We start from the raw sequence: 13,002 nt of genomic DNA, 5'->3' as shown, positions 1-13,002 counted from the left end.
AGATACCAACGTCAGTGGCGCCGGGCCTTTCTTGAATGCAGGGAGAGTTACTGAACGGCTTCGATGCGCTTGATCAGGTCGGCGTAAGGTGCGCCGTACTTCTCGCGGATCGAGGCGGTCGCTTCATAGAAAGGCTTTTTGTCGACGGTGATGAACTCGACGCCCGCAGCCTTGAGCTTCTCTTCGCTGCTGGCCGATTTCGCATCCCACAAGGTGCGTTCCTGGGCCTGTGCGGCTTTGGCGGTTTTCTTCACCAGCGCCTGCTGCTCAGGGGTGAGTTTGTTCCAGGTGATCTTCGACATCACGATCGGCTCAGGCAGGATCAGGTGGCCGGTCAGGCTGTAGAACTTGGCGTTCTGGAAGTGGTTGTGTTCAAGCATGGTCGGCGGATTGTTTTCCGCGCCGTCGATCACGCCGGTCTGCAAGGCACTGAAGATTTCGCCGGTGTCCATCGCAATGCCGTTGCCGCCCATGGCGTTGATGGTTTCGATGAACATCGGGTTGCCTTGTACGCGGATTTTCATGCCCTTGAGGTCTTCGAGGGTGCGTACTGGTTTCTTGGTGTAGAGGTTGCGCGTGCCGCCGTCCATCCAGGCCAGGGCGACCAGGTTGAATTCGGAATTGGTGATCTTGTCTAGGATCTCGTCGCCGACTTCACCGTCAATGACTTTGCGCATGTGCGCCTGGTCACGGAACACGAACGGCATGTTGAACACGTTCACGTCCGGCACTACCGGGCCGACGATCCCGAGACTGACGCGAGCCATCTGGATGGCACCGACCTGAGCCTGTTCGACCACTTCCTTTTCCGAACCCAGCACACCGCCGGCGAACATCTTGAAGGTCAGCTTGCCGTCGCTGTCGGCCACCAGGGTTTTACCCAGTTGCTCTTCAGCCACCACGGTCGGATAACCGGCGGGATGGATGTCGGCGAATTTGATTTCCAGCGCATGGGCGGCGCTGCTGAGCGAGAAGGCGAGCGGGAGTGCTGCGGCGAGCAAGGTGCGTTTGAAGTCCATCATTGTGTCTCCGGTTTTATTGTTTTTTTGTTCAAGGCACAGCGGTGTAGCAGAGGGGGTTAAGGCAAATCGTTGAACAGCGGTTCCGGCAAGCCGTTGACGCCGGGGTTGAGGGCGAACACACCACCGGCCAGCGACTGTTCGTCGTGGTCGTCACCGGGGCGAATCGAGGTCACGAACAGCGTGTCCAGTCGACTGCCGCCGAAGGCGCACATGGTTGGTTTTTTCACCGGTACGGCGAGTGAGCGATCCAGTCGGCCGTCGGGGGTAAAGCGGTGAATCAATCCGGCGTCGTTGGCGCAGATCCAGTAGCAGCCTTCGGCATCCACCGCCGCGCCGTCAGGGCGACCGCAGTAGTCATTCATGTCGACAAATACGCGGCGATTGGAGGGGGTGCCGCTGTCGATGTCGTAGTCGAAGGCCCAGATCAGTTGCACATTGGGGTGCGAGTCCGACAGGTACATGGTCTTGCCGTCCGGGCTGAAACCCAGGCCGTTGGGCACGATGAAGCCGCCCAGTTGCGCAGCGAGCGGTCCGCGTTGCCCGGCGCTGTAGCGATAGAGCGTACCGTCAGCGGCATTGGCGCCCATGTTCAGCACCATGCTGCCGGCCCAGAAACGCCCTTGGCGGTCGCAGCGACCATCGTTCAGGCGCATGTCGGTGCGGGCGTGATCAACGTGTGCGAGCAAGTCGCTGTCGAGGCTGCCATCGCTATGCGCGTGCAGATGAAAGAACCCGCTTTCCATTCCCGCGACCCAGCCACCGTCACGGTGCCGGGTGATGCACGCGAGCATTTCCGGCGTCTTCCAGGCGTGGACATGCCCGGTTTCGGCGCTCCAGCGTTGCAGGCCACCGGCGGGAATATCGACCCAATACAGGGCGTTTTCTTCGGGGACCCAGACCGGGCTTTCACCGACGGCGTTACGGGCATCGACAATCAATTCGGCTTGCATGGCAACTCATTCCCTTGGGCTTTTTGTTGTGGGGATCAAGTGGTAAGCGTTGGATGTTTCAGTCGCCGAACGGGCCGGCCGCGCAGAACCCGCCGCCCTGGTAAACCCGCGCCGGGTCATCGGCAGCCGGCATTGGCTGCGCTTCAACCTTTTCGCGAAACACTTCCGAAGTGTCGTTCGGCGCATAGCCCAGGTGCGTGGCATAGCGGTTGTCCCACCAGATGTCCTTGTTGTCGGACATGCCGTAGACCACGGTGTGGCCGACGTTCGGGGTGTACAACGCGCGTTCGAGCAATTGGGTCAGGTCGCCGAAGCTCAGCCAGGTGCTCATCATCCGGCGGTTCTGTGGTTCCGGGAACGACGAACCGATGCGCACGCTGACAGTCTCGATGCCGTAGCGGTCGAAGTAGAACGTGGCCATGTCTTCGCCGTAGGCTTTGGACAAGCCGTAATAGCTGTCAGGGCGATGAGGGGAATGGGCGTCGATCACTTCGTCCTGCTTATAGAAGCCGATGACGTGGTTGGAGCTGGCGAAGATCACGCGCTTGACGCCATGCCGGCGTGCCGCTTCATAGATGTGGAACACACCGCAGATGTTGGCGCCGAGGATCTGTTCGAACGAATGCTCGGTCGACACGCCGCCGAAGTGCAGGATCGCGTCCACGCCTTCGACCAGTTGATGCACGGCTTGCTTGTCGGCGAGGTCGCAGGGCACGACTTCTTCGCGGTCATCGATGGCCGGCGCGATGTCGGCGATGTCCGACAGGCGAATGACGTTGGCATACGGGCGCAGGCTTTCGCGCAAGACTTTGCCCAGGCCACCGGCGGCGCCGGTCAGCAGCAGGCGATTGAAGGGAATGCGGGCGGTTGCAGTGGTCGTCATGGGAATCCCTGGACAAGCGGTTATTGTTATTGAATCGTTGTAGGTTGTCGTACGACTATGCCGAAGTATCGTTAGGCTTTCCGGTTCTTGTCAACGCGACTTTGGTGGAAATGGACGGAGGGTAATCTTCCGCGGCTCGGACATAAGTCTCCAGGCTGGCGCGGACCCTGTGGGAGCGAGCTTGCTCGCGATTGCGGTTTGACATTCAACATCCATGTCGACTGATTCACCGCCATCGCGAGCAAGCTCGCTCCCACAGGGATTGTGTGAATCCCTGCCTTACAGCAACGAAATCGGGTAGCTGATAAACAACCGGTTCTCATCGAACTCGTTGGTGCTGAAGTTCTTGCGGATGCTCGCGTTACGCCATTTGACGTTGAGGTTTTTCAGCGGACCGCTCTGCACGGTGTAGGCCAGTTCCGATTCGCGGCCCCATTCCTTGCCGTCGGTGATGGTCCCGGTGTGCACGTTGTCGCCGCTGATATAGCGGTTCATCAGGGTCAGGCCAGGAACGCCGAGAGCGACGAAGTTGTAGTCATGACGCACCTGCCAGGATTTTTCCTTGGCGTTGTCATAGCTGGAGTTGTAGCTGTCGTTGGCCAGGGTGCCGCCGCTGGTGCCGTTGACCCGCATCCAGACATCGTCGCCGCTGAGTTTCTGCAAGCCGACATAGAAGGTGTTGCCGCCGTATTTGGCTGAGAGCAGGGCGAATGCGGTCTTGTTGTCGAGGTCACCGGCCAGGGCGCTGCCGTCTTCCTTGCCGATGAAGTAGCCGAGGTTGGCGCCGAGGGTCCAGTCGCCGATCGGCTGGCTGTGGCTCAGGTTGAAGTATTGCTGCTGATAGATGTCGCTGAGTTCGGCGTACCACACACCGACCTGGGTGCGTTTTTCGTTGAAGGCGTATTCGCCGCCGCCGAAGTTGAAACGGTCGGAACTGAAGGCCGCCGATTTGCCGTTCATGAACATGTCTTCCATGCTCGCATCGTTGCGCGGACTGTTCTGACGGAACTGACCGCCGTAGAGCGTCAGGCCACTGATTTCGGTGGAGGTCACCTGGCCGCCCTGGAAGGTTTGCGGCAGCGAACGGCCGTCATCGGAGCGCAGGATCGGCAGTACCGGCATCCATTCACCGACCTTCAATTCGGTCTTGGAAATCTTGCCTTTTAACGCAACACCCAGGCGCCCGAAGTTGTCGGCGGGGCGGCCATCACCGTGGATCGGCAGCAGTTGCGTGCCGCCAGTGCCTTTACCGCCGTCGAGCTTTTGCGAGTACAGCCCCAGCACGTCTACACCAAAACCGATCGGGCCTTGGGTGAAGCCGGACTTGGCGTCGAGGATGAAGTTCTGCGTCCACTCTTCCGCCTTGCCCTGCGGGTAGGCCGGGTTGGTGTAGTTGCGATTGAAGTAGGCGTTGCGCAGGTTCAGCGTGGCTTTGGCATCATCGGTGAAACCTTCGGCCTGGCTGGTCATTGGCAGGGCGAGGGCCAGGCTGCTGCAACCGATCAGGCTAAGAGTGTGGCGACGGGCGAAGGTTGGGCGTGGACTACGGACGGAAAAATTGCGGGCGAATTTGCTCACTGTGGCGCTCCATTTTCTTTTTTGTTTTTATTGTTTGTCATACGTCGTCGTACAACATTGGGGCGAATATTTGCGGGATTTTCGAGGGTTGTCAATCGGAAGTTATACGATGACTTGTTGGCTCAGTTCGAAATCATCGGCGGCAGGGTTCCGAGCAGCGAGACCGCCGCTACCGCGCCAAGCCCCAACAACCACTCCAGCATTACGCTGTCGCGCAACGTCGCCAGACGCCGTTCACAATCATCGATCCGCAACCGATTGAACAACGCCAACCCCAACATCGCGGCAACCAGCGACACCTTGATCAACAGAATCAGGGCAAAACCCGACAGCAACGGCGTCGGCCACCAGGCTCCGGTGAGCACCCGCACGTTGATCAATCCGCTGACTATCAGCCCAGCCACTAAGACATAACCAACGCCGCTGAATCGCTGCAACAGCGTGCTGATGGCATGTCCGTCAGGGCGGCGCAGGATCATGACCAGCAGCAACAGGCCGCCGAGCCAGGTGCCGACGCAAGTCAGGTGAATGAGTTGATTGAGGATCAGTAATTGCCCTGCGGCGCCATCGAGCATGGCGCCGTGGCCGACCGGGGAGAGGGTCGCCAATGCCAAGCCGCTGAGGATGACTTGCAATGGCAGATTGTTGCGCTGGGGCGTCAGCAGCAACGCCACCAGCAAGCCATTGAACAGCAGGTGCCAGGTCCAGATTCGCCCAAAAAAGGTATGTGTCAGCACTCGCTGCAAGGTCGACGACTCAAACGCCGCCTCCCACGTGCCAGCCATGCTCGCGGTGACCAGCAGCAACCAGCCAATGCCACTGAGCAGTGCCAGTGTTGCGAGCCAACGACAGACGCGCGCCAGCGACTGATCCAGCGTTGTCTCGCTGCGTAATAGCAGTGGCCTGAACACCCACGCTCCGAACAGCATCAGCACCACGGTGAAATGCAGGAAACGGCACAGCACCATCGCGCTGGTCATGTGTTACTGGGCGACGTCGAACGCGTAAGCGCCTTCGCTCTTGTGAGTATCGACCGACACGACATGCCACTCGACCTTGTAATCACCCGCAGTCAACGGCACAGCCGGGGTGACGATCAGGGTCTTTTTATCAGGGCCTTGGGTGACCAGGCTTTTCACCAGCACATCGGCACCGTCGTGGGTGATCGTGACTTTGCAGAAGTCGGCTTCTACGCCTTCGGAAAACACCAGGCTCAGTTCCGCCGGGGCTTTCACGGTGCTGTCGGCGGCGGGTGTCTGGCTTTGCAAATGGGCATGGGCAAACACCGCTGAAGCGGCAAGCAGCGAGCCGAGCAGGGCGACGGCGGTCAGGGTTTTCGTCAAGCGCATGGTGAGTCCCTCAGCGGCGGGTTCGGGTCAGTTTAGTCGGGCGACGCAGGTTGTACGAAGTTTGCTTTTCCCCTGTCGCCGCAAGCCAGAGCGGATGCTAGTCTTGTTTAACGCTGTTGTCAGGGAGCCCTCATGGGCAATCACAAGATCGAGATTCGTCGCAGTAACGTCGAGAAAATTCTGCTGGGGGCCGAGAAGGTCTTCGCCGAAAAAGGTTTCGGCAGCACTGCCATGGCCGACATCGCCGCCGAAGTGCAACTGCCGCGCTCCAACCTGCATTACTACTTCAGCACCAAGACCGAACTGTACAGCGCCGTGCTGTTCGACCTGCTGGAAGTGTGGAAACAGGACGCGCTGTGCTTCGAGATGTTCGACGACCCGCGCGTGGTGCTCAGCAGCTACATCCGCGCCAAGATGAACCACTCCCGCAGCCGGCCGCATGGTTCGAAAGTCTGGGCCAACGAAATCATCCACGGCGCGCCAACCCTGGGCACAGCGCTGGATGCGAGCCTGTACGACTGGGCCAAGATGAAAGAAGCGAAGATCCGCCAGTGGGTGGAAGATGGCCGCATCCTGCCGGTGGAACCGTCGAGCCTGCTGTACATGATCTGGGCCTCGACCCAGCACTACGCCGACTTCGATCATCAGGTGAGCATTCTCAATGACCATCAACCGCTGTCGGACATGCAGTTTGAGCGGGCGGTGCAGACGGTGACGAGTGTGATTTTGCGGGGGATCGGGTTGGAGCCATAAATCGCAAGATCGCAGCCACGTTTCACTCGACAGCTCCTACAGGATTGCGCGTTCCCTTGTAGGAGCTGTCGAGTGAAACGAGGCTGCGATCTTTTGATCTTCAGCGATCAGACGGCAACATGAAACGGATTCCTCGGATCATGATTCCAGTCCAGAAACGGCTTGCCGTTCTCCATCGGCACCATCTCGATGCAGTCCTCGACCGGGCAGGTGATCTGGCACAGGTTGCAGCCCACGCATTCCTCATCGATCACTTCATAGCTGTGCGTACCGTCGGCTTTTTTCAGACTGGCCACGGCCTGGTGCGAGGTGTCTTCGCAGGCGATATGGCAGCGACCACAACCGATGCACGCCTCCTGGTCGATTTTCGCGATCACCTGATAGTTGATGTCCAGGTACTTCCAGTCCGTGGTGTTGGTTACCGCGCGCCCGGAAAACTCGGCGATGCTGGCGTAGCCTTGGCTGTCCATCCAGCGTGAGAGGCCGTCCTTCATTTCCTCGACGATCCGGAAACCGTGGAGCATCGCCGCCGTGCACACTTGCACCGAGCCGCTGCCCAGAGCGATGAACTCCGCCGCGTCGCGCCAGTTGCCGATGCCGCCGATGCCGCTGATGGGCAGGCCTTGGGTCTGCGGGTCGCGGGCGATTTCGGCGACCATGTTCAAGGCAATCGGCTTGACCGCCGAACCGCAATAACCGCCGTGGGTGCTTTGGCTACCGACCATGGGATTGGCAACCATGCGCTCCAGGTTGACGCTGGTAATCGAGTTGATGGTGTTGATCAGCGACACCGCATCCGCACCGCCGCGATGGGCCGCGCGGGCCGCGACGCGGATGTCGGTGATGTTCGGCGTGAGCTTGACGATCACCGGCAGCGAACAATACGTCTTGCACCAACGGGTGACTTGCTCGACGTACTCCGGCACCTGACCCACCGCCGCGCCCATGCCACGTTCCGGCATGCCGTGAGGGCAACCGAAGTTCAGTTCGATACCGTCGGCACCGGTGGCTTCCACCAGCGGCAGGATGTGTTTCCAGGATTCCTCGACGCAAGGCACCATCAACGAAACGATCAGCGCACGGTCCGGCCAGTCCTTTTTCACCTGGGTGATTTCCCGCAGGTTGATCTCCAGCGAGCGGTCGGTGATCAGTTCGATGTTGTTGAATCCGAGGACCTCTCTGTTAGCCCCGAAGTGTGCCGAATAGCGCGAAGACACGTTCACCGCCGCCGGGTCTTCCCCCAGGGTTTTCCAGACTACACCGCCCCAACCCGCTTCAAAGGCGCGGACCACGTTGTAGGCCTTGTCGGTCGGCGGCGCGGAGGCCAGCCAGAACGGATTCGGGGATTTGATGCCAGCGAAGACAATCGACAGATCGGCCATTTACGCAGCCTCCACGTTGAGCATCAGTTGAGCGTTGATCGCCTCGGCGGCGCGCTTGCCGTGTTGCACCGCTTGCACGGTGAGGTCCTGATCGAGGCTGGTGCAGTCACCACCGGCATACACGCCGGGAATGCTGGTGCGCAGGTTTTCGTCCACTTCAATGCGCTCGCCCTGACGCTTGAGTTCGCGGGCCAGCGGATCGGCGAGGGCGTTGCCGTCGAAGGATTGGCCGATGGCCTTGAAGATCGCGTCAGCCGCCAGTTCGAAAGTTTCACCCGTGGTTTGCAGGCGACCCTCAACCAGATGCGTGCGGGCGAAACGCATGCCGCGCACTTGCCCTTGGTCATCGAGCAACACTTCCTCGGGTTGCGCCCAGGTCAACAGGCGCACTTGATTGGCTTTGGCGATGTCTTGTTCGTGATGCGTGGCGCCCATGTCCTCGACGCCACGGCGGTAGACGAGGTTCACGTCGTGAGCGCCGAGGCGAGCCATTTGCACGGCCATGTCGATGGCGGTGTTGCCGGCGCCGAGCACGATGCAGTGGTCGGCCAGCGGTAACTCGGTCAGGTCATCGGCCTGGCGCAATTCGCGGATGAAGTCGGTGGCGGCGAGCAGGCCGGGCGCGTCTTCGTGCGCCAGGCCCAATTGTTTGCTGGCGGCCAGACCGAGGCCGAGGAACACCGCGTCGAATTGTTGATGCAGGTCGCTGAGGCTCAGGTTCTCTCCGAGTTTTTGTCCGTGCCGGACTTCGATGCCGCCAATGTCCAACAGGAAGTCGAGTTCTCTTTGCGCGTAGTCGTCCACCAGTTTGTATTTGGCGATGCCGTATTCATTCAGGCCACCGGCCTTTTCTCGCGCCTCGAAAATCACCACGTCATGCCCGTGCATGGCGCTGCGGTGGGCGCAGGACAAGCCGGCCGGGCCGGCACCGACCACGGCGATGCGTTTGCCGGTAGCGGCGGCGCGGGGGAAGGGGTGTTCGCTGAAGTGCGCGTTGTCCACGGCGTAGCGCTGCAAAAGGCCGATCAGCACCGGCGCGCATTCGTGGCTGTTATTGCGCACACAGGCTTGCTGGCAAAGGATTTCCGTCGGGCAGACCCGGGCGCAACTGCCGCCGAGGATGTTGGCCGAGAGGATTTTCTGCGCCGCGCCTTGCACGTTGTCCTGATGAATGTTGCGGATGAACGAGGGAATATCGATCTCGCTCGGGCAGGCGTTCACGCACGGAGCGTCGTAGCAATACAGGCAGCGCGAGGCTTCCAGATGCGCCTGACGCTCATTGAGCGGCGGCGCCAGATCGGTAAATTGGCCAGCGAGGACGGCCGCGTTCTCGTAAGGATGCGGGAGGTGGGTCAGGGTCTTGATCACGGTTTTGGCCTCACGGTGATTGAGGTGCTGCCTCTGATGGGCATTTTTTGAATCTTGCTCAGTCCGCTGTAGGAGCTGCCGAAGGCTGCGATCTTTTGATTTTGCTTTTCAAGATCAAGGTCAAAAGATCGCAGCCTTCGGCAGCTCCTACACAGGGATGCGTTTTCCTGTAGTGCTATCCGCGTTTCACAGCAACCGGCTGATTCAACTCAGCCCGCTTGCTCAACAAATCAAACACCGCCGGATACGCCGGCCGTTCTATATACCGCCCGGCACCACGCTCGGCGCGCAAGTCGCCATCGGCCCAGACCACGCGGCCCTGGCTGATGGTATGGCTCGGCACGCCACGCACGGTCTTGCCTTCGAAGATGTTGAAGTCGACTTGCTGGTGATGGGTCTTGGCCGAGATTGTCCGCGTGCCTTGCGGGTCCCACAGCACCAGATCGGCATCGGAACCGACGCGGATCGCGCCTTTGCGCGGGTAGAGGTTGAAGATTTTCGCGGTATTGGTGGAGGTGAGGGCAACGAATTGCTGCATCGAAAAACGCCCGGTGTTCACTCCTTCTTCCCAGAGCACAGCCATGCGGTCTTCAATGCCGGCAGTGCCATTGGGGATTTTGCTGAAGTCGTCCTTGCCGGCGGCTTTTTGCTCGGCGCAGAAGCAGCAGTGGTCGGTGGCGGTGGTGTGCAGGTTGCCCGCTTGCAGGCCATGCCAGAGTGCTTCCTGATGACCGCGCGGACGGAACGGCGGACTCATCACGTAACCGGCAGCGGTCTGCCAGTCCGGGTGCTGGTAGACGCTGTCGTCCAGCAGTAGATGCCCGGCCAGCACTTCGCCGTAGACCGGTTGGCCTTTGCTGCGGGCATAGGTGATTTCGTCCAGCGCTTCTTTGGTGGAGACATGCACCAGATACAGCGGCGTGCCGAGAGTTTCGGCAATCCGGATCGCCCGGCTCGCGGCTTCGCCTTCAACCTGCGATGGGCGTGACAGCGGATGCGCTTCCGGCCCGGTCATGCCTTGGGCCATCAGCTTGCGTTGCAGGTGATAAACCAGTTCACCGTTTTCCGCGTGAACAGTAGGAACAGCACCCAATTCCAGGCAGCGTTCGAAGCTCGCCACCAACGTGTCGTCGGCGGCCATGATCGCGTTTTTGTACGCCATGAAATGCTTGAAGCTGTTGACCCCGTGCTGGCTGACCAGCTCGGCCATGTCTTCGCGAACCTGTTCGCTCCACCAGGTGATGGCGACGTGGAAACCGTAGTCGGACGCCGACTTCTCGGCCCAGCCGCGCCACTGATGAAAGGCTTCCATCAACGATTGCTGCGGGTTGGGAATCACGAAGTCGATGATCGAAGTCGTACCACCGGCAAGACCCGCCGCCGTGCCGCTGAAAAAGTCTTCGCTGGCCACGGTGCCCATGAAGGGCAGTTGCATGTGAGTGTGTGGATCGATGCCGCCCGGCATCAGGTATTGGCCGCTGCCGTCGAGTATTTCGGCACCTGCGGGAATGTCGAGGTTTTCGCCAATGGCCTTGATCACGCCGTCTGCGCAATACACATCGGCGCGATAATTTTCATCATGGGTAACAACGGTAGCGCCACGGATCAACAGAGACATTCCGGATTCCTCGCAGGCAATGACCGACTGATGCCGGTTCTAAATGTTTTATATGAAGCAAGTGCCAACAGGGTTATTCCTGTCAACGCTGTCAGGATTAAACGCTAGCCGCAGTTTGTGGAATCAGCAAGAATATTTTTTATAAGCTTATTGCTGTTTTAACTGATTGATAAATAACGATTTAAAACATAAATCACCAAAATGGTGAGCCCTCTCACCATTTTGACGCACTTGACAGGATCCAAAAATGGTCAAGATTTCTTATGTGAAATCAGCTGTTTGAGTATGGTCTATGGTTGATGCGCGACTTTGAAAAAAAGATCAACGCACCAGATTGAGTCCTGACTGTTCGGACAACTTGCCTGGCATTCGGCCTGAGTGGCACGGCTAATAGTCGAGTCAGTGAATAAAACTGATAAACATCAGTTAGTTGCAAAGTGTTTATGGAACTGCCCGATGCGCAATCGGGGTGTCCGGCACGGTTATTGATGTCGCCAGCCCCTGATGAGCAAAAATAATCAAAAGAACAGTGGAGCGGCCATGCAACAGATCAGATCGCAAGTGACCGAGCGCGACGGCTTGTTTGAGCTTGAAGCCGGCAGCGATGTCCTCGACAGTCCCCGTTATAACCACGACATCGCGCCGACAAAAGTGCGTGAACGAACCTGGAATAAATGGCACATCACCGCGCTGTGGGTCGGCATGGCGATTTGCGTGCCGACCTATACCCTTGGCGGCGTGTTGACCGCGTATTTCGGCCTGAGCGTTGGCGAAGCGCTGCTGGCGATTCTGTTTGCCAACATCATCGTGCTGATTCCCCTGACCCTGAATGCCTTCCCCGGCACCAAGTACGGGATTCCGTTTCCGGTGTTGCTGCGCTCGTCTTTCGGCGTCCTCGGTTCGAACATCCCGTGTCTGATCCGGGCGTTGGTGGCATGCGGCTGGTTCGGCATTCAAACGATGTTCGGCGGCCTGGCGATTCACCTGTTTCTGGGGTCGGTGTTCGAGGGCTGGAAATCCCTCGGCGGCACGGGTGAGGTGATTGGCTTCATGGTGTTCTGGGCGCTTAACCTGTGGGTGGTGATTCGCGGCGCCGAGTCGATCAAATGGCTGGAAACCCTGTCTGCACCGCTGTTGGTGTTGGTGGGCGCAGGGCTGCTGGTCTGGGCCATGCCCAATGTGTCGATGACCGAATTGCTGGCGATCCCGGCCAAGCGTCCGGAAGGCGCCGGCGTGGCCAGTTACTTTGCCGCCGGGCTGACGGCGATGGTCGGGTTCTGGGCCACGTTGTCACTGAACATTCCGGACTTCAGCCGCTACGCAAAAAGCCAGAAGGATCAGATTGTCGGGCAGATCATCGGCTTGCCGCTGACCATGTTCCTGTTTGCCTCCCTCGGCGTGGTGATGACCGCTGCCTCGGTGAAACTGGTGGGCGTGACGGTGTCCGATCCAGTGACGCTGATTGGCCATATCCAGAGCCCGGTGTGGGTGGCCATTGCCATGGCGCTGATCATCATCGCCACGCTGTCGACCAACACCGCGGCCAACATCGTGTCGCCGACCAATGACTTCCAGAACCTTGCGCCGAAGGTGATCAACCGGACTAAAGCGGTGATCCTCACCGGGTTGGTGGGGCTGGGGTTGATGGCCCATGAGTTGCTGAAAAAGCTTGGCCTGATCGTTTCGGACGTCAGCCTCGAATCGGTCTATTCCAATTGGCTGCTCGGCTATTCCAGTTTGCTCGGCCCCATTGCGGGGATCATGGTGGTGGACTATTTCCTGATCAAGAAACAGCAACTGGACCTTGCCGGGCTCTATCGGGATGACGTGTACCCGGCGTGGAACTGGAATGGTTTTATCGCGTTCGGCGTGCCGGTGGTGCTGACGTTGTTGTCGTTGGGCAGCGATGCGTTCAGCTGGTTCTACAGCTATGGCTGGTTTACCGGTTCGGCACTGGGTGGGGTGATTTATTACGGGTTGTGTGCGATGCGGCCCAGTCACTCTGTTGCGAAATCTGCGGTGTGAGGACTGGCCCCATCGCGAGCAAGCTCGCTCCCACAGGGGATTGCATTCCAAATGTGGGAGCGGGCTTGCTCGCG

Annotated in this window: 11 protein-coding genes; 2 read left to right on the top strand and 9 right to left on the bottom strand. The window is 59.4% G+C overall.

The features are described from left to right. Positions 1-47: 47 nt before the first annotated feature. The 6 genes from ACM110_RS07085 to copC form a co-directional block, all read right to left on the bottom strand. Entirely contained in the window at positions 48-1,019 is a 972-nt protein-coding gene (locus ACM110_RS07085; protein WP_416127294.1) for a TRAP transporter substrate-binding protein, read from the bottom strand. Positions 1,020-1,078: 59 nt separating this feature from the next. After that, complete coding sequence (locus ACM110_RS07080) at positions 1,079-1,972, bottom strand: SMP-30/gluconolactonase/LRE family protein (protein WP_416127190.1); 894 nt, start codon at positions 1,970-1,972, stop codon at positions 1,079-1,081. A gap of 58 nt (positions 1,973-2,030) precedes the next feature. Next, positions 2,031-2,855, bottom strand: a complete 825-nt coding sequence (locus ACM110_RS07075; protein ID WP_416127189.1) for an NAD-dependent epimerase/dehydratase family protein — start codon at positions 2,853-2,855, stop codon at positions 2,031-2,033. 279 nt (positions 2,856-3,134) lie between these two features. Next, complete coding sequence (locus tag ACM110_RS07070) at positions 3,135-4,433, bottom strand: OprD family porin (protein WP_416127188.1); 1,299 nt, start codon at positions 4,431-4,433, stop codon at positions 3,135-3,137. 122 nt (positions 4,434-4,555) lie between these two features. Then, positions 4,556-5,413, bottom strand: a complete 858-nt coding sequence (gene copD / locus ACM110_RS07065) for a copper homeostasis membrane protein CopD (RefSeq protein ID WP_416127187.1) — start codon at positions 5,411-5,413, stop codon at positions 4,556-4,558. Positions 5,414-5,416: 3 nt separating this feature from the next. Further along, positions 5,417-5,782 carry a copper homeostasis periplasmic binding protein CopC gene (copC, locus tag ACM110_RS07060; protein WP_416127186.1) on the bottom strand — a complete coding sequence of 122 codons (366 nt, stop codon included), beginning with the start codon at positions 5,780-5,782 and terminating at the stop codon, positions 5,417-5,419. Positions 5,783-5,914: 132 nt separating this feature from the next. On the opposite strand from copC, the gene ACM110_RS07055 reads away from it, so the two are divergent. Further along, complete coding sequence (locus tag ACM110_RS07055; protein ID WP_416127185.1) at positions 5,915-6,535, top strand: TetR/AcrR family transcriptional regulator; 621 nt, start codon at positions 5,915-5,917, stop codon at positions 6,533-6,535. Between the two features lie 107 nt (positions 6,536-6,642). On the opposite strand, the gene preA is transcribed toward ACM110_RS07055, so the two are convergent. The 3 genes from preA to hydA all read right to left on the bottom strand — a co-directional run bounded on the left by preA (position 6,643) and on the right by hydA (position 10,903). After that, positions 6,643-7,917 carry an NAD-dependent dihydropyrimidine dehydrogenase subunit PreA gene (preA, locus tag ACM110_RS07050; RefSeq protein WP_416127184.1) on the bottom strand — a complete coding sequence of 425 codons (1,275 nt, stop codon included), beginning with the start codon at positions 7,915-7,917 and terminating at the stop codon, positions 6,643-6,645. Then, positions 7,918-9,285, bottom strand: coding sequence for an NAD(P)-dependent oxidoreductase (locus ACM110_RS07045; RefSeq protein WP_416127183.1), 1,368 nt, complete (start codon positions 9,283-9,285; stop codon positions 7,918-7,920). A 175-nt stretch (positions 9,286-9,460) separates the two neighbouring features. Beyond that, on the bottom strand, positions 9,461-10,903 hold the full coding sequence (gene hydA, locus ACM110_RS07040; protein WP_416127182.1) for a dihydropyrimidinase: 1,443 nt from the start codon (positions 10,901-10,903) through the stop codon (positions 9,461-9,463). Between the two features lie 540 nt (positions 10,904-11,443). Between hydA and ACM110_RS07035 the strand changes: the two genes are divergently transcribed. Beyond that, the gene (locus ACM110_RS07035) at positions 11,444-12,928 is read left to right on the top strand and encodes an NCS1 family nucleobase:cation symporter-1 (protein ID WP_338586422.1); all 1,485 of its coding nucleotides are present in this window, start codon (positions 11,444-11,446) and stop codon (positions 12,926-12,928) included. The last annotated feature ends 74 nt before the right edge of the window (positions 12,929-13,002 follow it).

It is taken from the genome of Pseudomonas sp. NFX98 (genome assembly GCF_047784845.1).
Taxonomy (GTDB): Bacteria; Pseudomonadota; Gammaproteobacteria; order Pseudomonadales; family Pseudomonadaceae; genus Aquipseudomonas.
This window is presented reverse-complemented; position numbering and strand designations above follow the sequence as displayed.

Coding starts and splice junctions, on each gene's coding strand:
- ACM110_RS07085 (WP_416127294.1), bottom strand. CDS start 1,019: ATGGACTTCAAACGCACCTTGCTCGCCGCAGCACTCCCGCTCGCCTTC.
- ACM110_RS07080 (WP_416127190.1), bottom strand. CDS start 1,972: ATGCAAGCCGAATTGATTGTCGATGCCCGTAACGCCGTCGGTGAAAGC.
- ACM110_RS07075 (WP_416127189.1), bottom strand. CDS start 2,855: ATGACGACCACTGCAACCGCCCGCATTCCCTTCAATCGCCTGCTGCTG.
- copD (WP_416127187.1), bottom strand. CDS start 5,413: ATGACCAGCGCGATGGTGCTGTGCCGTTTCCTGCATTTCACCGTGGTG.
- copC (WP_416127186.1), bottom strand. CDS start 5,782: ATGCGCTTGACGAAAACCCTGACCGCCGTCGCCCTGCTCGGCTCGCTG.
- ACM110_RS07055 (WP_416127185.1), top strand. CDS start 5,915: ATGGGCAATCACAAGATCGAGATTCGTCGCAGTAACGTCGAGAAAATT.
- preA (WP_416127184.1), bottom strand. CDS start 7,917: ATGGCCGATCTGTCGATTGTCTTCGCTGGCATCAAATCCCCGAATCCG.
- hydA (WP_416127182.1), bottom strand. CDS start 10,903: ATGTCTCTGTTGATCCGTGGCGCTACCGTTGTTACCCATGATGAAAAT.
- ACM110_RS07035 (WP_338586422.1), top strand. CDS start 11,444: ATGCAACAGATCAGATCGCAAGTGACCGAGCGCGACGGCTTGTTTGAG.